A 22,615-nucleotide genomic window follows, 5' to 3' on the forward strand; every position below is an offset into this window, starting at 1 on the left:
TCACATTCCAAGTTACAATTTATGGGCACTTCATTGGTGAAACGATCCTGAGCGCGCTGAATCAGGACGCCGAGCTCGAAGTTCTCGTCTGCGATAACAACTCCACCGATGATAGCGTGGCCGTTGCCGAACGCGTCGGCGATACGCGCCTGCGGTTGGCGTCGCAACCGCCTGCCATCTTGACGGTTCTGTTCTGGTCGGAAGCCTTGATCATTCCCTGGGGCGGGCGCTAGTCGTGGCGGTACTGCTCGACCTTGCAGCGGGGCATCGAGGTGCTGCAAGTCGCTTGCCGGTCGCCAGCCCGCGGCTCCTCGACTTCCCGCTTCGAGCCTATGGCATAGCTATCGGGGCCGTCGCAGCCCTCCCGGTTTGGCCACTTGTTTCACCTTTGTTCAGGGACGTGCGTTGATACGAGGAACCGACCCCGGCCCGCTGTTCTCGCCGGAGACTGCGGCTGCTTAGGACCATGTCTCGAGCGATGCAAGCGGCTAGATAAGGGCCCGAACGGGATCTAGTTTGCACGGGTGGTGATCGCATCCGTCTGCGTATGCAGCTGTAAAAGAAGTGCAGGTCTTCACGAATGAATGTCTTATTTCTAGGTTCCTTTGCACCCTCGATCGTCAATTTTCGAGGTCCCTTGATCAAGGCGGCCATCGCAAAGGGCCATGCTGTTCATGCTGCGGCTCCGGATATGTCCAATGACTTAATGGAGGCGTTCTGTGAACTCGGTGCACAACCCCATCAGGTGGTCATGGGGCGCAGTTCGTTCAATCCATTGAGTGATGTAGCCACTTTCAGATCATTGAAGGCTCTTTTTCGAGCCGTCAATCCAGACGTCGTCATTCCGTATACAATTAAACCAGTCATCTGGGGTACGCTGGCGGCTCGAGCCGTAGGCGTAAGGCGTATCGTGCCTCTGATCAGTGGACTCGGCTACGCATTCACCGCCGGGTATCAGCCAAAACGATTGCTCGCTCGTGCAATCGCGACTGCGCTCTACCGGCTTGCCCTGGCGCGCGCTGACTTTGTGCTTTTTCAGAATCCGGACGACATGGCGCTCTTCCGTTCGCTTAGGCTCCTACCCAAGCAAGTGCCGAGCGCTGTTGTGAATGGGTCCGGTATCGATTTGTCGCATTTCGCTCCCGTACCCATGCCCGAGGACCCTGCCTTTCTGATGATTGCTCGGCTACTTGGAGATAAAGGTATACGGGAGTTCGGTGATGCTGCACGTTTGGTTAAAGCGCGGCATCCGAAGGTCTCGATTCGCCTCGTGGGCTATCTAGACAAATCGCCGGATTGCATTAGCCAAGCGGAGTTAAATGCAATCATGGAGGCGGGCGTCGAGTTCATCGGCAGGTTGGAGGACGTTCGGCCGGCTATCGCCCAAAGCAGCGTCTTTGTCCTGCCCTCTTATAGAGAGGGCACCCCGCGCTCCGTGCTCGAGGCCATGGCTATGGGACGTGCCGTGATCACCACAGATGCACCAGGTTGTCGTGAAACGGTTGAAGTGGGGAGGAACGGCTATCTTGTACCCCCCAAGGACGCGGCCGCACTTTCTGTAGCAATGATGCGATTCGCAGAGAATCCAGGCTTGGCCGGCCGTATGGGCGCGGAATCTCGCCGCATTGCCGAGGAAAAATACGACGTCAACCTGGTGAACGTGGAAATCATGCGCCATGCTGGGCTAGAAGGACTGCCCCCACTGCCGACTCCTGCCGGGGAACAATGATGAACGCTTGACGTGGCGCTCGCCACGCTAGGAGTTTTATGTGTCGCCTGTAATCTGATTGGTGCCGCGGACATGGGCGGGTTGTAGCGCATATCGCCGAGACACTTGGTGGGAACGACATTGCCTTCCTTGACAACCTGTGGCCAGAACTTCGTACGAATCTGGTCTGGCCCGTAATCGGCACCGCTGGCGATCTGTGTTCGCTGAAATCACAGCAAAGGCGTTGTGCCGGTCCTCAAGCCCCTGGGCTCGAAACCATGACGGCGGCAATCGTTCCCGCGGTCGAAAAGCGTCTGCACAGCCCATAGCTGGGCGGGCATTCAAACGGGAGCACCTTTGTGAGCGAGAAAATCACCCGACGTACCGCGCTCGTTACTATGGCTTCTCTTCCGCCCGCACAAGCAACTACAACGGCAGTTGCAGCCACAGCCAGCCAGGGAAACGGCGCAGTCTATTCCAGCGCTCTCGCGGTCGAATCGCTTGAAGTGCCGAAAGATTTCATTTCGTTCCGCACGAATGGCCATTCTGCTGCGGGGGATCGGGGCGCCGCGAGCTTTATTGAGGGAGACGCGACCTCACCGGGGGGATTGTCCGACGCCGCAGGGCGCGGTTTCCAGATCCTGCCCACACATGACCGAATCAGCCTTCGACAGGCCGGCATCATTCCCGATGATCAGGACGAGGCGAGCGGCAATCGTACCAAACTGGATGCGCTTTCGACTTGGTGTGAGGCAAACAAGATTGACATCGAGGTCGACAAGGGCACATTCTATGTAGCCGCCAACAATGGAGCCAAGACTGGCTGGAACATTTATCCATCAGCCGGCACCGGCTTTCTGCGCGTTTTCGGGCATGGGGAGGACAGTGTCATCAAGCGGGCGGGCTCAGCGACCATCGCCGGGTCGTCGGCTCTCGCATGGGTATACGCCAATGCCAATGGCAAACTGACGCTGGAAAAGTTTACGTTCGACGGCAACGAAGCCAGTTGCCCATACGACGCCGGCAGCAGGTTCGCACATGAGCAGAGCGCCAATCTTCGATTGAGGACGGCAGCGATTGCTGGAACATTCGACGCGCTCGAACTCTACGGCATGAGAATGACCAGCTGCATTGCGGACGGCTTTCAGGGTGCGGTCGCGATTAACCGCTTCGTTGCTGATGATTTTAAGGCGTGGGGCAGGACACGTCGGGTACGATCGGACATCCAGTTCTCTCGCATTCCTTTGGTGTCCTGCGTGATCAACAATTTCGAGGGCGATGCCTTCGAGATGGAGCCGTCATTCACCAACGCTAAGCATCAGATGTTCCTATCGCAAATGCTGGTGCGGGGCGCCCTGGACCTGGCGGGAGATACGAACTTCGCCAACGTTATTGCGAGCGACATCATTGCGCTGAACACCGATGGCATCGGCCTCAATATCGTGAACCTCTACAAGGTCAAGGGCAAGTTCAAAAACTGCATCTTTACGGCCGTTGACCGCATTCAGCGCTGCCAGGCAGAGTTTCAGGGTGGCGAATTCCGGCTCAGGGCCAGTGACACCTACACCGCCACAGCCTCTTCGTTGCAGATTTGGAACGACTCGTCAGCGTCCTCGGTGAAGTTTAACCGTACGCACTTCTGCCTTGAGAGCGGGGTTTCTGTTCAGACTGGTACCTATGTAAATGGTGAGGTGTCCCATGACGACCTTACCCGCAGTATGGAGTTCAACCAGTGCACTACAGACGGTGTGCTCGATTCCTTTTTGGGCGGGGCTTTTGGGACGATAGCAATTCGTGGCGGCAACCCCGCATGTACGAGAGCGATAATCGGGATCGGTGGCTCGACTGCCACCAAAGAGCATATTTACCTCCAGCCGACACTGGAATGGAGCGGGTCTTATTTGATGCGGATTCCGAATGATGTCTTCGTCACCAGTGCAGGAGACGCCGTTGTTGCCGTCTCGGGTGAGTTCGCATCAGCCAAGATGTTACCGATAGAGCGCTGGTCAGTCGGTTCGATCACTATCGCCTCGGGGAATGTCTCGCCGGGTGATATGGCCACCATTAACGGGCACACCATTAAGTTCGTGGCGGGCGGGGCGACTGGTGCCCAGGTCAACATAGGGGCGACTTATCTCATGACAGCGGTTGCTCTGGTCAACTATATCAACAGCCATCGCCCTAAGTGTAATGTGCAAGCATCCGGCGACATATCAAGCGGAATTGTTGGTCTAACTGCCATTGGCGCTGGATCGGACGGCGATTCCGTCACGCTGGGAAAATCTGGGATGAATATAAGTGTCTCGGGAGCCAATCTCTCTGGCGGCGGCACGGCTACTATGGACACGGCCATCACCTGGCGCAATACGGCGAGGATGGTCGTCCCATCTACGCCTGCGTCTACTATCAACGGCATTCCCGGCCTGACAGCGGTTCTCGAGATGCCTCGCTACGGAACGGTGCACGAGTGGAGATACATCCCAGCCAGGGGCGAGAAAGGGCGATACAACGGAAACGATGTCTGGCGCAGCCTGCCGGCTCTGGAGTGAGCGCCGCGCGTCAAAATGATGGCCTGCCCACGAGCGTTGCGGCACGGCGTTAATTGCACGTCGGCCCCCTTGCGCCACAGCGCCCGATCTTCTAGGCGTGAGTGTACGTAGTAGCGTAGTCTAGTAGCGCACCGGAGTTGGGGTCAGCGTTCCGCTACCAATTAAGCCCTGTCTCTCAATTTGTTAGAATCGCGCGATGATCCATTGTTCGAGGTCTCTTCCAAGAAGTAGTTCTACATGGATATGGGTAAACTGATGCTGATTGGCGTGCGTGGGGAGGGGTCCGATCTCGTCAGCGATGCAGGGGCCGGCTGGCCGGTTGTACCCGAGAATGTCGAGAAGGTCGCCGAGGGCATGGTGCACATGGCCCGGCTGCCGCGGCACGAGCTGGAGTTGACGGGCTCGCGCGCTCGGGAGGCCTATTACTCGGGATATTCATTCGCGGCGGGCATCGCTGCAACCCACGCCTGCCTGCAAAGAGTCCTGGCATCTCCCAATCAGCATTCGAACGCACTCTCGCCGCAGCCGTCCCAGAATGAAGTATAGCAATTCCTTAAAACGGACATTCGATCTGGTTGCGAGCAGTTTACTGCTGGTGCTGCTTTCGCCGGTCCTCGCAGGCATTGCAGCAGTCCTGTGGATGAGCATGGGCTCGCCGGTCCTGTTTCGCCAGAACAGGCCCGGGCTTGCCGGGATCCCCTTCGAGATGTGGAAGTTTCGCACGATGCGCGAGGGGTTTGATCGCCAAGGCGTCCCGCTGCCCGATGAGCAGCGGCTCACCGCCTTCGGCATATTCCTGCGCTCGACCAGCCTGGACGAGCTTCCGGAACTCTGGAACGTGGTGAAGGGCGACATGAGCCTGGTCGGGCCGCGGCCGCTGCTGATGGAGTATCTGCCCCTCTACACGCCCGAGCAAGCACGCCGGCACGATGTGCGCCCCGGCATCACCGGATGGGCCCAGGTCAATGGCCGCAATGCGCTGGGCTGGGACGAGAAGTTTCGCCTCGACGTCTGGTACGTCGACAACCGGAGCATCCGGCTGGACATGAAGATCCTCTGGATGACGCTTCTGAAGGTCGTGCGGCGCGATGGCATCAGCGCGGCCGGAGAGGCGACCATGCCTCGGTTCCGGGGCGGCAGATAGCATGGCGCGGCCTGAAGGACCGCTGCTGCTGCTTGGTGCCGGCGGGCACGGGCGCGTGGTCGCGGAGATCGCCGAGGCGCTCGGCTGGAACGACATCGCCTTCCTCGACAGACTTTGGCCGGAACTTCGCATCAACCTGATCTGGCCGGTGATCGGGACCGTCGATGACCTCAATTCCCCGACCGAAGCACGAAAAACTGCCATTGCCACAATCGGAAGCAACCGCCCACGCCTGGAACTGCATCGCAGGCTCATCGAGAACGGCTTTGCCGTGCCTCACTTCGTTCACCCCTCTGCCACAATCAGCCGCTATGCGGTCATCGGCAGGGGGACAGTCGTTATGCCGGGTGCGGTGGTCAATGCCGGCGCGAGGATTGGCGAAGCCGTCATCGTCAACACCGGCGCGTCCATCGATCATGATTGCCGCATCGGTGACGGCGTCCACATCTCACCGGGGGCCTGCCTGGCGGGGCAGGTCGCCGTCGGTGAGCGGAGCTGGATCGGCATTGGTGCCGTCGTCAGAGAGAGCGTGACCGTCGGCAGGGACGTGATGATCGGCGCGGGTGCCGCGGTGGTCATGGACATAGGCGATTCGCAGACGGCGACCGGTGTTCCGGCGCGAACACGTACGGGGACATAGCAGATGCTTGGCACGAGTTTTTCTCCATGGCCCTCTTTCTCGGCCGAGGAAGGCAATCTCGCCCGTGAAATACTGCTGTCGAACCGTGTCAATTACTGGACCGGCGAGGAAGGCCGCCTGTTCGAACGGGAATTCGCAAAATGGGCCGGAACAGAACATGCCGTCGCGGTCGCGAATGGCACGGTGGCCATGGATCTGGCCTGGAAGGCCCTGGACATAGCGCCGGGCGACGAGATCGTCGTCACGCCGCGGACCTTCCTCGCTTCCGCATCCTCGATCGTCAATGCCGGAGCGGTGCCGGTTTTCGCCGATGTTGACAGAGCCAGCCAGAACATAACAGCTGAAACCGTGGAACCCGTCCTGACGGCGCGGACAAAGGCCATTCTTGCCGTGCATCTGGCAGGCTGGCCCTGCGAGATGGACGGATTGCGCGACCTCGCCGCGGCGAACGATCTCTACCTGGTGGAAGACTGCGCGCAGGCGCATGGCGCGCGCTACAGGGGCCGGCCGGTCGGCAGCCTGGGCGACATCGCCGCGTGGTCTTTCTGTCAGGACAAGATAATGACCACCGCGGGAGAGGGCGGCATGGTCACCACCGACAATGCCGATTGGTGGTCGCGCATGTGGTCCTACAAGGATCATGGCAAGTCCTGGGACGCCGTTTATGGGCGCCAGCACGTGCCGGGGTTCCGCTGGCTACATGAGAGTTTTGGCACGAATTGGCGGCTGCCTGAGCTTCAGTCGGCCATCGGCCGATTTCAGTTGCGCAAGATAGAAGTGTGGCACGAGACCAGGACGCGGAATGCGGAAGCCATTCTGGAAGCGGCAAAAAATTCCGCCGTTCTTCGCGTTCCCGACATGCCAGATCATGTTGAGCATGGTTGGTACAAATGCTACGTGTTCGTCCGACCGGAGGTTTTGAAAGCGGACTGGACGCGCGACAGGCTCATTGCCGAGATCGTGGCTCGCGGAGTGCCTTGTTATTCCGGTTCTTGCTCGGAAATATACCTTGAAAAGGCATTCGATAGCACCGGCTGGCGCCCCGCCGAACGACTGCCTATTGCACGGCAACTGGGCGAGACTAGCCTAATGTTCCTCGTTCATCCGACGCTAACAGGCGCCGAAATCGAAAAGACGCAAAGCGTCATTGCGGAACTTTCCGCTCTGGCGATGCGATAACGACGCGAAATGAAGTCTTTTTGCGCCAGGGCGATTTAGATAAACTCATGCTTCCATCTCAATTCCCCCTCCGAGAAGGGGGCGTTCGACCTCCACTGATGTTCCATCTCACGTCGACAAACCGAGGTGAGGCAAGATGATTGCTGCACTGCACAAGATACTCGACCTGCCGCATATCTGGGCGCGTCGGCTAACGCGCGTCCAGAAACGCTTCATTCTGGTTCCGGCTGACAGCCTCCTGATCATAGCGTCGCTGTGGGCGGCCGTCGCCACCAGGCTGGGAACGCTCTGGCCACTGGAAGTGTGGAGCCGCGCATGGTGGCTGCTTCTCGTGCTGCCCATTATCGGGGCGATCATATTCTACTCGATCGGGCTCTACCGCTTTGTCCTGCGTTCGATGGGTCGCCACGATGTTATACGCATTGCCCGCGCTGGGCTGGTTCTGTCGCTCGTGCTGGCCGCGCTCGGTTATTTCAATGAGCGTATGTTTCTGCCGCGCTCAACGCCGATTATTTTCGGCCTGGTGTTGATCGGTGCTATGGTCTGCGTAAGAGCCGGGCTGAGGAGCTACTATCACTGGTTGCACGAGCGCGGCTCCAATCGGCGGCCCGTCCTGGTGTATGGCGCCGGTGAAAGCGGCATTCAACTGGTGGCTGCCCTTGATGCAGCCAAGGAATTCAGCCCTGTCGGCTTTCTGGACGATGACCCCAGTCTGACCGGTAGCCTTGTTGCCGGACGTCGGGTCCACATGCCCGTCGATATTGATGCGCTCCTGACCAAGTATGATGTCCATGATGTGCTATTGGCTTTGCCATTGATCTCGCGAAGCCGACGCAAGGAGATCGTCAGATTTCTGTCACAGCGCTCCATCCGCGTACAGACGATTCCTTCCATGGTGGAGCTTGTCTCGGGGGTCGAGACTATCGACAGGTTGCGTACCGTAGGCGTCGAGGAGTTGCTTGGCCGCGACGCCGTGGATCCCGATATAGATCTGTTCACCTCAGTACGTGGTCGCGCTGTCATGGTGACCGGGGCTGGCGGATCGATAGGCTCGCAGCTTTGCCGGGAGATCGCGCGGATGTCTCCGAGGCTGCTTGTTTTATTCGAAATTTCCGAGTTTTCGCTCTATTCAATCGAGCAGGAACTCAATGCAATGCCGGGGGCACTTGGTGCCCAGTTGCACGCCGTGCTCGGCTCGGTTTGCGACCAGGGCAGACTCGAGCAAATCGTCAGGCTGCATGGAATCGAAACCATCTTCCATGCCGCGGCTTACAAGCATGTGCCGTTGGTCGAGGCCAATCCATTCGAGGGGATTCGTAACAATACACTTGGCTCTGAATGCGTGGCCAAAGTTGCCGCGCGCTGTAGGGTAACGCGCGTAATATTAATCTCGACAGACAAGGCGGTTCGCCCAACAAACGTGATGGGGGCCTCAAAGCGGCTGGCGGAATTGGTATTCCAGAGAGCTCAACAAAGCGCGGACAAAACGACTTTCAGCATGGTCCGCTTCGGCAATGTCATGGGCTCGTCCGGTTCGGTTATTCCACTTTTTCAGAAACAGATAGCGGCTGGCGGCCCTGTCACCGTTACCCATCCCGACGTGATTCGCTATTTCATGACCATTCCCGAAGCGGCGCAACTGGTGATTCAGGCCGGAAGTCTGGGCCAGGGCGGCGATGTCTTTTTGCTTGATATGGGCGCTCCGGTATCGATCTTGGACTTGGCCAAACGCATGATTCGTCTCTCTGGTTTGGAGGTAAAGGACCGGGAAAATCCCACCGGTGACATCGAGATCATCTTCAGCGGCTTAAGGCCCGGTGAGAAATTGTTTGAGGAACTCCTTGTGGACGGAAACTCGACCCCAACGAAACACCCCAAGATCATGCGATCGCTAGATGCGCCGAGTGATCTGGAACAAATTGATGGAGCGATGATCACGCTGAGGTCTGCTGTTGAGCGATCTGACCTGGAAGCGGTCTCCAACCTTCTTCACCGGCTGGTGGAGGGCTATTCAGGAAATTCGATAGACGGTGGCACGCCGACTTTAATACGCAATTCGCCTTCGGTGGCTCCGGTTGCGGCAGAGAAAATAGTGGCAGCGGGTGAACGTGCGCAAAGTGTCTGAAGTCGCCACTGTGGTATTGCTCGCGTCAAGACATACGCCTTGCGTCGCGATCCTTCGCGCCCCCCTCTGTCCTGCCGGACATCTCCCCCACGAGGGGGGAGATTGGCAGCTTCAGCGTCCCGCCCGCACCATCAGAGATTCGCGAAAGCCGGGACGACGGCCGATCTCCCCCCAAGTGGGGAGATGCCGAGTCTGGCAAAAAGGGCAGGACAGAGGGGGCGCTGTCCCGCCAGCCTATCCCGCCTCAGCCAACCCAAACCCACCAACAGGATGCGTTTCCACCTGGAACTCGAACCCGGCGATGATCGGCCGCGCCCTGGCAATCGCCGCCTGGACTTCCGGCAATTGCAGCGAAGCCTTGTGGCTTGCCTGGTCGGTCCATACCTCGGTCACCCAGATCGCGTCGGCATCGGCCGGATCGGTGGCGATGATATAGCTCAGGCAGCCCGGCATGGCGCCGGTGCTGGCCAGCAGGACGTCCATCGTTGCGTCGCGCTGGCCGCGCGTCGCCCGCATCTTGCCGATCAGACCATACATTGCCGGGTTCTCCGTTGCTTGCTGCGACAAGTATGCAGGCCGCCGCTCACGGCATCAACTGGCCACCGTTCACCTCGTGGCCGGTGATGCAACCGCTCAGCAGGGCTGACGAGAGGAAGGGCGCCGACGCAGTCCTGCGGCGTGCCGGCGCGGCCCTGCGGAATGGTGGCAACCATGGCCTGCTCCTCGGTCGAATAGCGCTCGTGGAAAGGGGGCGCGATGGTGCCCGGCGCCACCGCGTTGACGCGAGCCGATCAGTTCCTTGGCCATGCCGCGGGTGGAGACGAAGGCCTTGGCCGAGCCATAAAGGCCGGCGCCGCCGCCGGCGCCATTGCGTGCCGCGATCGACGAGGTGTTGACGATGAAGCCGCCCTGGGACTTCAGCCATGGCATCGCCTGGCGTGATGCGGTCAGCACGGAGCGGGCGTTGAGGTCCGCGTCGTAATGCGCCTCGGTCAGTTCGGCTTAGGCACGCGGCCGAGGCGGCATTGTTGACCAGGCCATCGAGCCGGCCGAAGTGCTGCGCGCTGTCCTCGACGACGCGCTCGACATCGGCAGCGATCGAGAAATCGCCCGGGACCGGGAACAACTCGCCACCGCCGTTGCGGATGGTTTTAACCTGGTTTTCGCCGACTTGAATTGTAATGCAGCGCGACGCGGCATTTCTGCGCGGCGTAGGCCAGTGCAAGTGCCGCCCCGATGCCGGTCGCGGTGACCAGCACCGCCTTGCCGGCGAGGTCGCCAAAGTGGGGGTGACAAGGGTTGAGGTGACAGGGGCGGTGGGAGGTGACAGGGGCGATTGTGGTGGCTGGCATTCCTCCGCGACTCTCCTGCTCTTCGTAGGGCCTCGCCGTGCTCATGTTCAAGTCCGTAGAGGTTCAGGGCCGCAAATAGGCGTAGCCCTGGCGCTGCAATTCGGCGAGCTTGACGACGCCGCCGGTCTCGGCGGCATGGAAGCCATCGAGGAGATCGGTGAGCGCAACATCCATACCGTGCATGGTGTTGGCGCAAGCATGCGGGGTCAGCCCGTCGCGGACCAGGCCGGAAAAACGGCTGGAAATGGCAACCGACGCGCTCTTCGACTTGAAGGCGGCGAGTGCCGGTCCGTGCACGACCAGCACGATGTCGACCTTGCCGCCGGTGCCTCATAGTGGTTCTTGATATTGCCCAAAACGAAGCCGACCTTGTCGAGGTCGCTGAGGTGATAGGCGACCTTCTGCCTTTCCTCTTCCACGGCCGCGGCCTTGACCTGGCGCTGCCCGAGAAGACCGGCGGCTCCGGCAAGGCCGACGCGGAAAATATCGCGGCGTCGCATCATGTCGTTCTCCAGTGTGTCCTGGCAAATTGCGTGGCTTCGGCCTCGATCCTAGCATAAATTGACGTCACGTCGTGGTCGGGCGAAGAGGGGTCGGGCGAGGAGGGGCACATGACATCGAAGACCATTGGAGGACCATTGTGGGGAAGACCATTGTGGGCGCCGGACTTGCCGTCGCCTTGCTGGCCGCTGTCGCCAGCACGGCCCTTGCCGAGGATACGGCTGAGCTCGCCGAACTCAGCCCGGACGGCAAGGATGGCTGTTTCGGGCGCATCTACGATGCCGCGCATCTCAAGCTGCACCCGAACCAGAAGGTGGGACGGATTTTCTTCTACTATGGCAGCGATCCGGTCAGCCCTCCGAACGAGGAGCCGAGCAGTGGTCCATCCGGCTACAACGGTTTTCTGGCGACGACGGTGCGCGGCGCCAACAAGCCCGAATGGGTCGGCGGCTGGTGCGGCAAGGATGATCCGCAATCGGGCGAGATCCATTGCGGCATGGAATGCGACCGCACCATGGCCTTGCTGAACGTCGACGAAAAAGGCCGGCTGATCGTCTCCGGCGTGCATCGCAACCTTTATCTCGATGCCGGCGCCGAGGACGAGCTTGGCGAAAAGGACTTCGCCAGGAAGGCACTCGGCACGGAAGACGACGGCTTCCGGCTCGCCCGCATGCCGGGTGAGACCTGCAAGGCCGAATTCGCGCGCATCGATCCGGTCGATCCGGCGCTGGGAGCACCGCTGCGCGAGCGGCTGAAACCGGACCAGCCGTTCTGCTACGGGCGCGACTACGATGCCGCGCATCTCGGCTCGCATCCCGATCAGCTTACCCACACCATCCGGGTTTTCCGGGGCCCGATCGAGCTGGCCGCCTTCGCCAAGGACGGCGAGACGGCAAGCTGGCCTGATGGCGCCGAGATAGTCGTTTCCGTCACCACGCGCCAGAATGCCGTAGAGGTCACGCAGAGCTACAGTTGTGACGGCGAAGCGGACCAGTGGCGCTGTGTGGCGAGCGCAAGGACGAGCGACTTTTCCTGCGACATCGCGGCCAGGGAGATTTTTCTGCGCCGCGGCGCCAACGGCACGATGATGCTGGCCAATCCCAACAGCAGCCTGCCGATCGTCGACCTCTGCTCGAAGGCGGCAGAAGGCGAGACCGCATCCGACGACAAGGTCTATCGGCTGGAGCCGATGCCGCAGGCTGCCTGCGCGCTTTGAGATTTTGTGGCAGGCCATCTTGTCTATGTGGCGAGATGGTATATATCTTTGCCATATATCGTTGAGGAGATTGGTACGATGGAAAAGGCGAAGGTGTTCTGGTCAGGCCGCTCGCAGGCGGTGCGGCTGCCCAAGGAATTCCGTTTCGAAACCGATGAGGTTTCGATACGCCGCCATGGCCAGAGTATAATTCTCGAACCGCTCGCGAAGGATTGGGCCTGGCTTGACCGGGTGATAGGTCCGCTCGACGATGATTTCGCCGAGGCAGCACTGGAACGCCCAACTGAGCAGGACCGGCCGGGTTTGGATGACGTTTTCAAGTGATTTATCTGCTGGATACCAATGCTGTCATCGCGATCATGAAAGGTGACGCGTATCTGCAGGCGCGGCTCACGTCATATAGGCCGCAGGATTTCGCGCTTTCGGCCATTGTGGTGCACGAACTCTACTACGGTGCTCAAAAGAGCCAGCGAAAGGCCGACAATCTGGCGCGGATCGAAGCCCTCCAGTTCCCGATACTCGAATTCGATCGGGAAGATGCAAGGCATGCCGGCGAGATTCGGGGGACGCTTGCAACGTCGGGGATTCCGATTGGTCCCTATGATGCGCTGATTGGTGGGCAGGCGCGTGCCCGGAACCTCACGCTGATAACCCGCAATGTACGGGAATTCGAGCGGATTAAAAACCTCACAATCGAGACCTGGTGAATCGCCTCACGCGAACGGCACGGCCGTCGTCCCCTTGGGCAGTTTTGCCTCGTCGTCGGGCTCGACATGGATGGTGACGCGCACCGAGGGGATTTCCGCCTTCAGCGCATCCTCGATGCGGTCGCAGATGACGTGGCTGGCGCCCACCGACATGTCGGCGTCGACGACCAGGTGGAACTCGATGAAAGTGGCGCGGCCGGCAATCCGCGTCTTCAGATCGTGGACTTCCAGCGCGCCTTTGCAATTGGCCGAGATGATGTCGCGGATGCGCATGTGCTCCTGCGTGTCGACGGCGCGGTCCATCAGACCGTTCATCGACGAGCCGATGACGTGCCAGCCCTGCCACAGGATGTTCAGCGCAACGATGACGGCGAGAGCGGGATCGAGGACTTGCCAGCCGGTCAGCACGGCGCCGACCAGGCCAATGAGCACGCCGACCGAGGTCGCCACGTCGGTCATGATGTGCCTGCCGTCGGCGACCAGTGCCGGTGACTTCTCGGCACGGCCGGCACGGATCAGCGTCAAGGCCCAGAAGGCGTTGATCACCGTCGCGACGCCGTTGACGGCGAGGCCGTTCCAGGGCTGTTCGAGCGGCACGGGGTGCCGCAAGGACCACCATACTTCGTTGAGGATCAGAAGGGCTGCCAGCACGATCAGCACGCCTTCCAGGACAGCCGAGAAATACTCGGCCTTGTGGTGGCCGAACGGATGATCCTGGTCGGCCGGCTTGTGGCTGACCTGGATCGCCCAATAGGCGGCGGCCGAGGCAATGACGTTGACGATCGATTCCAGCGCGTCCGAATACAGCGCCACGGAACCGGTGACGTACCACGCCGCCAGCTTCAGGCCGAGCACGACGAAGGCGATGATGATCGACCAGAACGCGAGGCTGGCGACCTTGCGCTTGGCGGCGTTTTTCGAATCAATAGCGGTCATCGATTGCTTCCGGTCGCCGAAACCGGAGCTAAGCCGCCTTTTCCTTGGCCTTGCGCGGCAGATGAGCAACGATGTTCTCGATGATGCGCATGCCGGCATTGTGGCCGAGCGTCATGATCGATTCCGGGTGGAACTGCACCGCGGCGATCGGCTCCTTGCTGTGCTCGAAGGCCATGATGACGCCTTCTTCCGTCTCGGCGGTGACGACGAAGCCGTCGGGCAGCCGCACCGGATCGGCGAAAATCGAGTGATAGCGGCCGACCGTCACCTCCTTGGGCAGGCCGGAAAAGATGATGCCCGGCTTCGACACGCGGATGCGCGACGGTTTGCCATGCATCGGCACGTGCAACTGCCGCAGCTCTCCGCCATAGGCCTCGGCCAGCGCCTGCAGGCCGAGGCAGACGCCGAAGATCGGCAGGTCGCGCGCGCGGGCCCGCTTGATGGTGGCGGCGCAGTCAAAATCCTTCGGCGTGCCGGGACCGGGCGACAGCACGACGAGATTGGGTTTCAGCCGGTCGAAGACCTCGTCCGGCACAGGCGTGCGCACGGTCGAAACATTGGCGCCGGTCTGGCGGAAATAATTGGCCAGCGTGTGGACGAAGGAGTCCTCGTGGTCGACCAGCAGGATGTTGACGCCGTCGCCGACGCGCGCGGTGGCGCGTTCGGTGTCGGCGGCATTGCCTGATTTGGCGTCGCGGATGGCGGAGATCATGGCGGATGCCTTCAGTTCGGTTTCGGCTTCTTCTTCTTCGGGAATGCTGTCGAAGAGCAGCGTGGCGCCGGCGCGCACTTCGGCGATGCCGTCCTTGATGCGGATGGTGCGAAGCGTCATGCCGGTGTTCATGTCACCGTTGAAATTGACCATGCCGATCGCCCCGCCATACCAGGCGCGCGGGCTCTTCTCGTTCTGCTCGATGAAGCGCATCGCCCATAATTTCGGCGCGCCGGTGACGGTGACCGCCCAGGCATGCGACAAGAACGCGTCGAAGGCGTCCATGCCTTCGCGCAGCCGCCCCTCGATATGGTCGACGGTGTGGATCAGCCGCGAATACATCTCGATCTGGCGGCGGCCGATGACGCGCACCGAGCCCGGGTCGCAGACCCTCGACTTGTCGTTGCGGTCGACGTCGGAGCACATGGTCAGCTCGGATTCGTCCTTCTTCGAATTGAGCAGCTTCAGGATCTGCTCGCTATCCGAAATGGCGTCGCCGCCGCGTTTGATCGTGCCGGAGATCGGGCAGGTCTCGACACGGCGGCCGTTGACGCGCACGAACATCTCGGGCGAGGCGCCGACCAAATATTCGCCTTCGCCGAGATTGATGAAGAAGGAATAGGGCGAGGGGTTGATGGCCTTCAGCTTGCGGGAGATGTCGGAGGGCGGCGTCTCGCAGCGCTCGTAGAACATCTGGCCGGGCACCACCTCGAACAGGTCGCCGCGCTTGAAACTCTGCATCGCCTTGCGCACCAGATTGGCATATTCGCCGGGCTCATGGTCGCCGCGCGGCGGGATGCGGTCGGCGGTCCTGAACGGCTCGACGATTTCGTCGCGCGGCAATCCCTGCGTCGAAAACCCGTCTCTGGAATAATCGTAGCGGTCGGTCCAGGCCTTGGTCGAATAGTGGTCGACGACCAGAATCTCGTCGGGCAGGAACAGCACGAGGTCGCGCTGGCCTTGCCGGCGCTCGAGCTTGTAGTCGACCGGATCGAACTGGAAGGCGAGATCGTAGCCGAAGGCGCCGTAGAGGCCAAGATTGGCGTCTTCCTCTGTCTTGAACAGAGCGGTGATGGCGCGCAGCACGGTGAAGACGGAGGGAACGCGGCTGCGTTCTTCTTCGGTGAAGACACGGCCGGGCTTGGCCACGTCGAGGCGGATCAGTTTTTTCGACGTCTCGGCGATCGTCACCTCGTCAAGGCCGCCGAGCGCCTTGCCGACCACCGGCAGAAGCATCTCGCCACGGCTGTTCAGCGCCTCGATGCGCATGGCGCGGCCACGCGCCGAGATCACCAGCGGCGGGTCGATGATGGCGGTGTCCCAGCGCGTATAGCGGCCGGGATATTCGTAATTCGAGGAAAACACGGCGCCACGGCGCGCGTTCAGCCCGTCGACATAGGCGTCGATCGCGCCTTCGTAAGGCCGGTCATGGCGCTCGCGGGTAATCGTCACGCCACCCGCCGTGACGAAGCGCTCCGCCCCGTTCTCCAGAATTTTCGTCGTCATTGCCGTCTCCATCAGCGTCTTGGCTATTTCAGCATCTTGGATAATTCAGCGTCTTGGGAGCAACGGACCCGGGGCATGGCTTTAAAAAACAAATGGCCGCCCGGACATTCCGTTGCGGCCACCTTCCATTTTTCACGCGTACGCGTTCGAACAGGCCGCTGTCAGCGAGCCCACCACCAAACGGTCTTGATCGAGCGCATGTTCATGGCGATTCCAATAGCGGCGATTGCACGGCCGCGCAACTGGATTCAATGAGGGGCCTGGAGAAGGGGAAGGGGGAGGGCGTGGAGAAGGGCATGAGCCGCTCAATCCTCCAGCGTTCCCGACCGTGCATCGGCGCTCTTCCTGTCGCCGACCAGCTTCAGCAGATCTTCGCCGGCGCGGATGATGCGCCGGGAACGCCGTGTCAGGATGATGCCCGCCTGCGGCGCGAACAGCTGGGTGCGGCCGCCGGCTTCACCCGGCGCATGAACGATGGTGGCGAGCAGCGCGCCTTTTGCCACACGGTCGCCGGGCTTCACTTTGTAGAGGACCGCGCCCGCCCGCGGCGCCGGCATCATGTCGATGTTTTCGAGCGGCGCGACGAGACCGGCGAAGCTGCCGGACGTGGACAAGGCCTGGTCCAGGACGACGCCGCGCGCCACCAGCAGCCGATACACCCCTTCGGCATCGGCGCCGGCCAGAGCGCCGTCGACATCGAGTATGCCGCGATACTCGACCGTAGTGGCGACGCGCCGGTCGAACCGCGCCACCTCGGCAGGGAGGTTCAGATACGGCGTGATCGAGGCGCCTTCGAAGGTGCCGTCGGTATCTTCATCCCACAGGATCACCGCATCGACGCCCATGGCCGCCGCACAGTCCGCCATGGCCGGCCACAGGCTGGTGTGGACATAGAGGTAGGCGAGGCCCTCGTCGTCGCAGTGCAGGTCAAGCACGATGTCGTGGCCGATCGACAGCTGCAGCAGCCGGCTCTTCAGCCGCTGATCGGCAGTGCCAAGCGTGGTGTCGGGCAACAATTCAACGTCAGGCGCGGCCAGCAGCGGAAAGCCGCGGTTGAAGTTGGTGCGCGTGCCCAGGTGAAAACGGCCCTGGTGCTCGCCGAAATGATACTGGGCGCGGCCGATCGGATTGGCTTGCGGCACGATGGTGATATTGCCCTTGATGCGGCCTTCGGCCTCTGCCTTTTCAAGCATCGGCATCAGCGCGTCGATGGCGACGACACCCGGCAGTTCGCCGGCATGCAGTGCGGCCTGCAGATAGGCCGAGGATGCCGCCTTATCCGTTCCACCGAAGCGGAAGACTGGGAATTCGTAGGAAACGCCCTCGCTGTCGCCGGCGATACGCTCGATCGATTTCTGCATGATATTCCTCCAGGAAAATACATGCCCTTTCGTCGACACGCTGTCGATTGGTCCAGCTTTCACGCTATGGGCGCAAGACTACTCGGCCGGGCGCGGTGGCATACTGGTCCAACGCCTGCCGCCCTATGCCAGCGGCTTCAATTCCTGGGCGATGGTGGGCAGAAGTTCCGAGACGTTGGGGTGGATGTGCATGGCGCGCGCGAGCGTGCTGATCGGCGCCTTGGCGTACATCAGATCGAGCACGCAGTGTATCGCCTCGTCGCCGCCGGGGCCGAGCACCGAACAGCCGAGGATTTCGTTGGTGTCGGCATCGGCCAGGATCTTCATGAAACCTTGCGTCTCGCCTTTCTCGACGGCACGGCCGACGCGGGTCATCGGCCGCTGGCCGACCAGCGCGCGGCGGCCGGACTTTCTAACCGCTGCCTCGGTCATGCCGCAGCGGCCGAGCGGCGGGTCGGTATAGAGCGCATAGGCCTCGATGCGATCGCTCACCCTGCGCGGATCGTTGTCGAGCAGATTGGCGGCGACGATCTCATAGTCATTGTAGGAGGTGTGGGTGAAGGCGCCCTTGCCGTTGCAGTCGCCCATCGCCCAGATGCCGGGCACGCTGGTGCGCAGCTGGTCGTCGACGACAATGAAGCCGCGTTTGTCGACCTCGACGCCGGCCTTGTCGAGGCCGAGATGGTCGGTGTTGGGGGTCCGGCCTACTGCCAGAAGCACATGCGAGCCGACAGCCGGCGCCTTGCCGGCGGTGAAACTCACGGCAATGTCGCTGCCCTTTCTGGCAAAACTGATGTCATCGGCGCCGAGATGAACCGTTATGTCTTCGTTTTCGAGAATGGACAGGATGGCGGCCGAGACATCCTCGTCCTCGCGGCCGATCAGCCGCGGGCTTTTTTCAATCACCGTGACCTGTGAACCGAAACGGCGGAACATCTGCGCGAATTCGAGCGAGACGTAGCTGCCGCCGACGACGACGAGATGGCTCGGCAGCACGTCGAGATCCATCATCGATGAATTGGTCAGGAACGAAATCTCGTCGACGCCTGGCAGATCAGGCACCGAGGCGCGGCCGCCGGTGTTGATGAATATTTTTTCGGCGCTCAGCAAGTTGTCGCCGACGCGCACGGTATCGGCCGTCTCGAAGCGCGCATGGCCGCGATAAAGCGTGCATCCGTCCATCCCGGCAATCCAGCTTTCGAGGTTGCCGCGGGCGTCGTCCGACACCTTGTCCTTGCGTGCCTTGATCGCCTTGTAGTCGACGCCGACCGGACCGGAGAGCGTCACGCCGTAGTCGGCGGCGCGGCGGGCGAGATGCGCGGCATAGGCGCTGGCCACCATGGCCTTGGTCGGCATGCAGCCGGTGTTGACGCAGGTACCGCCGACCAGCTTTCGCTCGATCAGCGCCACACTCATGCCGGCGGCCGTCAGCCGGCCGGCGAGCGGCGGGCCGGCCTGTCCGGCGCCGATGATGATGGCGTCGAATGTCTTTGCCGTCATGCCACGGCCGCCACGATCAGCAGGCCGCCGACGATCGCCACCGCGTCCTCGATGAAAGCGGCGGGCTGGTCCTTGCCGAAAGCCAGCGCCAGGCGTTTGCGCAGCTCGGCACCGCCCAGCGTGCCGATAACCGCGCCGATGGCGCCGGCGATCAGGCCGCCGACGGTGGCGCCGCCGGTCGCGCCGATCACCGCGCCGGTGAAGGCGCCGACAGCGATGCGCGCGCCAAACTGCTGCGGCACCTTGCGGCTCGGCGTCGACGGCAGCTGGTCGGTGACCAGTTCGACGATGGCCAGGATGGTGAAGATGCCGACGGTGATCCAGTGGCCCATGAAGCTGGCCCAGGTTCCGGCGACCGGCAGCCAGCCGAGCCAGGCGCCCCAGGCGACGGCGGCGGGCGCGGTCATGGCGCGAAGGCCGGCAACGACACCGATGAGAAGTGCAAGGATGTACAGCATGATTGACCCCTCGATCACACGGCCTGGGACAGCCCAGCCGGGGCAGGCTAGCATAGGATCGGCATTTGACCAGAGGCTTGCGATCTCTGGCATTCACCATACTGAAACAGCAGGGTTAGACGGGAGGGCCGCCATGGCTCGAAGCGAACGCACAAAAATGGCGGCGGGCGAGTGGTACACTTGCCTCGATCCGGAGTTGGAGGCTCTGCGGGTCATGGCGCGCGATGCGGTGTTCGAGCATAATTCGCTGCCGCCCCGGCGCCGTGGGAACATCGGACCTGCCTTGAAGTCGCTGCTCGGCGTTTTGGGCGAGGGTGCCCGGATCGAAGCGCCGTTCCACTGCGCCTACGGCTTCAATCTCTTTCTCGGCGATGGCGTCTTTCTCAATGCCGGCTGCACCATTCTCGATACCGCGCCAGTCCGCATCGGCAAGGCAACGCTGCTCGGTCCCAACGTGCAGATCTACTGCGCCGAGCACCACAAGGAGGCTGCCGGTCGACAGGCGGGGCTGGAGATCGCGAAGCCTGTCGAGATCGGCGACAATGCCTGGATCGGCGGCAGTGCCATCATCCTCGGCGGGATCAGCATCGGCGCCGGCGCCATTGTTGGAGCGGGTGCTGTCGTGACGAGCGATGTGCCGGCAAACACCACGGTTGTCGGCAACCCGGCGCGGCCGGTCAGGCGTGGCTGAGCATCCTTTGCCGCAGATGGATCAGCGAAGCGGCGAGATAAGCACGGTCATTTGGCAGGAGGCGGATGCAATCGCGTATCGAGCGCAAAGGCTTCCTGGGTCCTCATGGCATAGGCGCCCTTCGCGACGTTCGCCTCGAAGATCAGATTCCAGCTATTCTGGGATACTGCGCTCGGAATCACCACGAACCGGTGCCGTTTGAGAAGATCGTCGCCGAATGCCTGCTGCCCGGAGCTCGGAATGCCCGGACGCAGCCAATTAGGGTTCGGAACGGCGGCAGGGTCGACGATATGCACATCCGTGACATCGCTGACTATCGCCGCCGTCATCACATGCGCGATCGTGTCGAGCGCCCTAAAACCTTTGTGGACTGCGACCTCGAGAATTGCCGTCGAAGGATCGATTGAGCAGTAGACCGCGCGCACGCCCCTGCTGTTCCATCGTCCGCCGACCCTGTATGCGCCCTCGCCACTGTCCCATGTCGGCGCGAACGCAGCCTGATCGAGACGCCAGCCAACCAGATCGGAGCCGCCAAGCACCGCCGGCAGCGGCGTCATGCATAAACGCCGTATTCAAGGCGCTCGAGATAGTCTTGCACAAGCTCGACACCGGCCGGGGTTGCCAGAAGATCGATGGGACGGCGCTGGTCGAGCCCGATCGCCGGGCGCTCCAGCCATTGCTCGGCTTCCGCCTGTGAACCGAACACGTCGGTCGCTTTCGACAGGATCTCGGCGAATTTCCAGGTTCGTCCGCTCTGGTCCTGGCTCAGTAGCTTGGAAGGAGCATCCTTCCGACGCTGGTAGGTGCGCAAGCTCATGCCGACGGCCTTTTCGAGCGAATCAGTCTTCTGGATGAAGACGAGTTGCCCAAGGAGATGGTCCAGCGCCGAACCTGGCAGGCCGTGAACAAGCAACTCATGGGCGTCCAATGCGCTCCGGAGATGCCGCGACAGGATGCGGGCGCCACCGAGCAATCTGGCCACCTTCTGCAGTTCATTGTTTCTTGGCGCCTTTTTCAATGCCATCGCCACGCGTCTGCCTCCTAACGTCATCTGTCGCTTCAATATATGACAGGTGACGCGAGGCTTTCAAGGGCGAGCAGGATCGAGAGCAGAGATAATGCTTCAGGTTTGCGCTGCCCCTCATTGCCCTGCCGGGCATTTCTCCCCGTATAGTGACGGGGACAAAGATGCCGTCATCGGCGATTTCGCAAATCACCAGCGCTGCAGAAAGGGTACTGAGGTTGCGGCCAGCCCCTTCTCCCCGTCACTATTCGGGGAGAGGATGCCGGCAGGCAGGTGAGGGCAGCGCCGACACCGACAGTGGTTGTTCCAATATGAGTTGGAACTATCTTGCCACGCGCTCCTGAGCGTTCTTCGAGAATTCGCGGCGGTACTGCGCGGGCGTGGTTCTGAGCCGCGCCGCAAAATGCTGGCGCAGCGAGGTGGCGCTGCCGAAGCCGGCCTCGAAGGCAACCGTGTCCATTGATTTTTCCGTTGCTTCCAGCAGCCGCTGCGCCAGCGCGACGCGCTGATCGGTCAGCCAGTCGCCGAAGCTGGTGCCGATTGTTTTCTGGAAGCGGCGCGTGAAGGTCCGGCGGGTGAGGCCGGCGGTAGCGGCGACACTGTCGAGGCTGTGCGTCGCGTGCAACGTCTTGCGCACGGTGTCGATGGCGTGGGTGAAGCGGTCGGCACTTTCGGTCCTGGCGATCGGACGCTCTATGAACTGCGCCTGTCCGCCCTGCCGATGAGGAGAAAGCACGATCTGCCGGGCAAGCCGAAGTGCCGCCTCCGCGCCATAGCGGGCCCGTATGATGTGGAGACAGCAGTCGAGCCCGGCGGCGACACCGGCCGAGGTCACGACATCGCCGTTGTCGATATAGAGCACCTCCGGCTCGACGAGAATGTCGGGATAGAGGGCCTGCAGCTGGTCGGAAAAAGCCCAGTGCGTCGCGGCTCGCCGCCCCGAAAGCAGTCCGGTCGCCGCAACAGCGAACGTTCCCAGGCACAATCCGACAATCAGCGCACCGCGCCGGTGCGCGCGGCGCAGCGCCTCGATCAGTGCCGCCGGCGGTGGGACTTCGAGGTTCTTCCAGCTGGGCACGATGACTATGTCGGCGTCATCAAGCGCGGAAAGCCCGTGCGGGACGCTGATGGTCAGCCCCGCATCGGTGCGGATCGGCCCGTCCTCAATCGCGCAGACCCGGAACTCGAAGCGCGGCAGGCCGAGCGTCGTGTGATCCTCTGCGAATACAAGGCACGGCACGGAGAGGTGGAACGGGCTGATGCCATCGAAGGCGATGGCGGCAACGATCGGATCGGCCATGATGAG

21 protein-coding genes and 3 pseudogenes are annotated in these 22,615 nt (G+C 61.6%); 13 read left to right on the forward strand and 11 right to left on the reverse strand.

Going from position 1 to position 22,615, the window contains the following annotated elements; translation table 11 throughout:
• The first annotated feature begins 32 nt into the window (after positions 1 to 32).
• The 9 genes and pseudogenes from AC0L15_RS00350 to AC0L15_RS00390 all read left to right on the forward strand — a co-directional run bounded on the left by AC0L15_RS00350 (position 33) and on the right by AC0L15_RS00390 (position 9,345).
• Complete coding sequence (locus AC0L15_RS00350; protein ID WP_473495848.1) at positions 33 to 233, forward strand: glycosyltransferase; 201 nt, start codon at positions 33 to 35, stop codon at positions 231 to 233.
• A gap of 404 nt (positions 234 to 637) precedes the next feature.
• Positions 638 to 1,729: a glycosyltransferase family 4 protein gene (locus AC0L15_RS00355; protein ID WP_473495785.1), complete on the forward strand. Its 1,092-nt coding sequence runs from the start codon at positions 638 to 640 to the stop codon at positions 1,727 to 1,729.
• A gap of 77 nt (positions 1,730 to 1,806) precedes the next feature.
• Positions 1,807 to 2,037 (forward strand): annotated as a pseudogene (locus tag AC0L15_RS00360) (hypothetical protein); the annotation flags it as partial.
• A gap of 30 nt (positions 2,038 to 2,067) precedes the next feature.
• Complete coding sequence (locus AC0L15_RS00365; protein ID WP_473495786.1) at positions 2,068 to 4,257, forward strand: hypothetical protein; 2,190 nt, start codon at positions 2,068 to 2,070, stop codon at positions 4,255 to 4,257.
• Between the two features lie 237 nt (positions 4,258 to 4,494).
• Positions 4,495 to 4,803 (forward strand): glycosyltransferase, encoded by a 309-nt coding sequence (locus AC0L15_RS00370; protein WP_473495788.1) that lies wholly within the window; start codon positions 4,495 to 4,497, stop codon positions 4,801 to 4,803.
• Positions 4,793 to 5,401 (forward strand): sugar transferase, encoded by a 609-nt coding sequence (locus AC0L15_RS00375; RefSeq protein ID WP_287323033.1) that lies wholly within the window; start codon positions 4,793 to 4,795, stop codon positions 5,399 to 5,401. The genes AC0L15_RS00370 and AC0L15_RS00375 overlap by 11 nt, the downstream gene beginning before the upstream one ends.
• Position 5,402: 1 nt before the next feature.
• Complete coding sequence (locus tag AC0L15_RS00380; RefSeq protein ID WP_287323032.1) at positions 5,403 to 6,041, forward strand: acetyltransferase; 639 nt, start codon at positions 5,403 to 5,405, stop codon at positions 6,039 to 6,041.
• Between the two features lie 3 nt (positions 6,042 to 6,044).
• A complete protein-coding gene (locus AC0L15_RS00385) occupies positions 6,045 to 7,220 on the forward strand; it encodes a DegT/DnrJ/EryC1/StrS family aminotransferase (RefSeq protein ID WP_473495790.1) in 1,176 nt (391 codons plus the stop codon).
• A gap of 136 nt (positions 7,221 to 7,356) precedes the next feature.
• The gene (locus tag AC0L15_RS00390; RefSeq protein WP_287323030.1) at positions 7,357 to 9,345 is read left to right on the forward strand and encodes a polysaccharide biosynthesis protein; all 1,989 of its coding nucleotides are present in this window, start codon (positions 7,357 to 7,359) and stop codon (positions 9,343 to 9,345) included.
• Positions 9,346 to 9,579: 234 nt separating this feature from the next.
• Here the strand turns inward: AC0L15_RS00390 and AC0L15_RS00395 are convergent, their stop codons facing one another.
• The 3 genes and pseudogenes from AC0L15_RS00395 to AC0L15_RS00405 all read right to left on the reverse strand — a co-directional run bounded on the left by AC0L15_RS00395 (position 9,580) and on the right by AC0L15_RS00405 (position 11,197).
• Positions 9,580 to 9,882 carry a putative quinol monooxygenase gene (locus tag AC0L15_RS00395; RefSeq protein WP_473495791.1) on the reverse strand — a complete coding sequence of 101 codons (303 nt, stop codon included), beginning with the start codon at positions 9,880 to 9,882 and terminating at the stop codon, positions 9,580 to 9,582.
• Positions 9,883 to 9,928: 46 nt separating this feature from the next.
• Positions 9,929 to 10,682 (reverse strand): annotated as a pseudogene (locus tag AC0L15_RS00400) (SDR family NAD(P)-dependent oxidoreductase).
• Between the two features lie 78 nt (positions 10,683 to 10,760).
• Positions 10,761 to 11,197 (reverse strand): annotated as a pseudogene (locus AC0L15_RS00405) (DsrE family protein).
• A gap of 140 nt (positions 11,198 to 11,337) precedes the next feature.
• Between AC0L15_RS00405 and AC0L15_RS00410 the strand changes: the two are divergent.
• The 3 genes from AC0L15_RS00410 to AC0L15_RS00420 all read left to right on the forward strand — a co-directional run bounded on the left by AC0L15_RS00410 (position 11,338) and on the right by AC0L15_RS00420 (position 13,121).
• Entirely contained in the window at positions 11,338 to 12,414 is a 1,077-nt protein-coding gene (locus AC0L15_RS00410; RefSeq protein ID WP_473495792.1) for a hypothetical protein, read from the forward strand.
• A gap of 78 nt (positions 12,415 to 12,492) precedes the next feature.
• Positions 12,493 to 12,738: an antitoxin gene (locus tag AC0L15_RS00415; RefSeq protein WP_287246330.1), complete on the forward strand. Its 246-nt coding sequence runs from the start codon at positions 12,493 to 12,495 to the stop codon at positions 12,736 to 12,738.
• Positions 12,735 to 13,121 carry a PIN domain-containing protein gene (locus tag AC0L15_RS00420; RefSeq protein ID WP_473495793.1) on the forward strand — a complete coding sequence of 129 codons (387 nt, stop codon included), beginning with the start codon at positions 12,735 to 12,737 and terminating at the stop codon, positions 13,119 to 13,121. The genes AC0L15_RS00415 and AC0L15_RS00420 overlap by 4 nt, the downstream gene beginning before the upstream one ends.
• Before the next feature lie 6 nt (positions 13,122 to 13,127).
• Here AC0L15_RS00420 and AC0L15_RS00425 read toward each other — a convergent pair whose 3' ends face one another.
• From AC0L15_RS00425 to AC0L15_RS00445, 5 genes are all read right to left on the reverse strand, one after another.
• Positions 13,128 to 14,057 (reverse strand): cation diffusion facilitator family transporter, encoded by a 930-nt coding sequence (locus tag AC0L15_RS00425; RefSeq protein ID WP_473495794.1) that lies wholly within the window; start codon positions 14,055 to 14,057, stop codon positions 13,128 to 13,130.
• 28 nt (positions 14,058 to 14,085) lie between these two features.
• Positions 14,086 to 16,275: an anthranilate synthase gene (locus AC0L15_RS00430; RefSeq protein ID WP_287246335.1), complete on the reverse strand. Its 2,190-nt coding sequence runs from the start codon at positions 16,273 to 16,275 to the stop codon at positions 14,086 to 14,088.
• 305 nt (positions 16,276 to 16,580) lie between these two features.
• Positions 16,581 to 17,636, reverse strand: a complete 1,056-nt coding sequence (locus AC0L15_RS00435; protein WP_287246336.1) for a succinylglutamate desuccinylase/aspartoacylase family protein — start codon at positions 17,634 to 17,636, stop codon at positions 16,581 to 16,583.
• Between the two features lie 123 nt (positions 17,637 to 17,759).
• Entirely contained in the window at positions 17,760 to 19,136 is a 1,377-nt protein-coding gene (locus AC0L15_RS00440; protein ID WP_287246337.1) for an FAD-containing oxidoreductase, read from the reverse strand.
• Complete coding sequence (locus AC0L15_RS00445) at positions 19,133 to 19,594, reverse strand: DUF4126 domain-containing protein (protein WP_287246338.1); 462 nt, start codon at positions 19,592 to 19,594, stop codon at positions 19,133 to 19,135. The genes AC0L15_RS00440 and AC0L15_RS00445 overlap by 4 nt, the downstream gene beginning before the upstream one ends.
• A 133-nt stretch (positions 19,595 to 19,727) precedes the next feature.
• Between AC0L15_RS00445 and AC0L15_RS00450 the strand changes: the two genes are divergently transcribed.
• On the forward strand, positions 19,728 to 20,285 hold the full coding sequence (locus AC0L15_RS00450; protein ID WP_128186562.1) for a sugar O-acetyltransferase: 558 nt from the start codon (positions 19,728 to 19,730) through the stop codon (positions 20,283 to 20,285).
• A 47-nt stretch (positions 20,286 to 20,332) separates the two neighbouring features.
• Here AC0L15_RS00450 and AC0L15_RS00455 read toward each other — a convergent pair whose 3' ends face one another.
• The 3 genes from AC0L15_RS00455 to AC0L15_RS00465 all read right to left on the reverse strand — a co-directional run bounded on the left by AC0L15_RS00455 (position 20,333) and on the right by AC0L15_RS00465 (position 22,609).
• Positions 20,333 to 20,842 (reverse strand): RES family NAD+ phosphorylase, encoded by a 510-nt coding sequence (locus AC0L15_RS00455; RefSeq protein WP_128186564.1) that lies wholly within the window; start codon positions 20,840 to 20,842, stop codon positions 20,333 to 20,335.
• Positions 20,839 to 21,309 (reverse strand): type II RES/Xre toxin-antitoxin system antitoxin, encoded by a 471-nt coding sequence (parS, locus tag AC0L15_RS00460; protein ID WP_128186652.1) that lies wholly within the window; start codon positions 21,307 to 21,309, stop codon positions 20,839 to 20,841. The genes AC0L15_RS00455 and parS overlap by 4 nt, the downstream gene beginning before the upstream one ends.
• Before the next feature lie 322 nt (positions 21,310 to 21,631).
• Positions 21,632 to 22,609: a helix-turn-helix domain-containing protein gene (locus tag AC0L15_RS00465; RefSeq protein WP_287246339.1), complete on the reverse strand. Its 978-nt coding sequence runs from the start codon at positions 22,607 to 22,609 to the stop codon at positions 21,632 to 21,634.
• Between the last annotated feature and the right edge of the window lie 6 nt (positions 22,610 to 22,615).

The sequence above is a fragment of the Mesorhizobium sp. WSM4846 genome (genome assembly GCF_055811415.1).

Bases quoted from the DNA above. Each gene is read 5' to 3' on its own strand.
- AC0L15_RS00370 (WP_473495788.1), top strand. From the start codon at position 4,495: ATGGATATGGGTAAACTGATGCTGATTGGCGTGCGTGGGGAGGGGTCC.
- AC0L15_RS00375 (WP_287323033.1), top strand. From the start codon at position 4,793: ATGAAGTATAGCAATTCCTTAAAACGGACATTCGATCTGGTTGCGAGC.
- AC0L15_RS00380 (WP_287323032.1), top strand. From the start codon at position 5,403: ATGGCGCGGCCTGAAGGACCGCTGCTGCTGCTTGGTGCCGGCGGGCAC.
- AC0L15_RS00385 (WP_473495790.1), top strand. From the start codon at position 6,045: ATGCTTGGCACGAGTTTTTCTCCATGGCCCTCTTTCTCGGCCGAGGAA.
- AC0L15_RS00390 (WP_287323030.1), top strand. From the start codon at position 7,357: ATGATTGCTGCACTGCACAAGATACTCGACCTGCCGCATATCTGGGCG.
- AC0L15_RS00395 (WP_473495791.1), bottom strand. From the start codon at position 9,882: ATGTATGGTCTGATCGGCAAGATGCGGGCGACGCGCGGCCAGCGCGAC.
- AC0L15_RS00415 (WP_287246330.1), top strand. From the start codon at position 12,493: ATGGAAAAGGCGAAGGTGTTCTGGTCAGGCCGCTCGCAGGCGGTGCGG.
- AC0L15_RS00425 (WP_473495794.1), bottom strand. From the start codon at position 14,057: ATGACCGCTATTGATTCGAAAAACGCCGCCAAGCGCAAGGTCGCCAGC.
- AC0L15_RS00430 (WP_287246335.1), bottom strand. From the start codon at position 16,275: ATGACGACGAAAATTCTGGAGAACGGGGCGGAGCGCTTCGTCACGGCG.
- AC0L15_RS00435 (WP_287246336.1), bottom strand. From the start codon at position 17,636: ATGCAGAAATCGATCGAGCGTATCGCCGGCGACAGCGAGGGCGTTTCC.
- AC0L15_RS00440 (WP_287246337.1), bottom strand. From the start codon at position 19,136: ATGACGGCAAAGACATTCGACGCCATCATCATCGGCGCCGGACAGGCC.
- AC0L15_RS00445 (WP_287246338.1), bottom strand. From the start codon at position 19,594: ATGCTGTACATCCTTGCACTTCTCATCGGTGTCGTTGCCGGCCTTCGC.
- AC0L15_RS00450 (WP_128186562.1), top strand. From the start codon at position 19,728: ATGGCTCGAAGCGAACGCACAAAAATGGCGGCGGGCGAGTGGTACACT.
- AC0L15_RS00455 (WP_128186564.1), bottom strand. From the start codon at position 20,842: ATGACGCCGCTGCCGGCGGTGCTTGGCGGCTCCGATCTGGTTGGCTGG.
- parS (WP_128186652.1), bottom strand. From the start codon at position 21,309: ATGGCATTGAAAAAGGCGCCAAGAAACAATGAACTGCAGAAGGTGGCC.
- AC0L15_RS00465 (WP_287246339.1), bottom strand. From the start codon at position 22,609: ATGGCCGATCCGATCGTTGCCGCCATCGCCTTCGATGGCATCAGCCCG.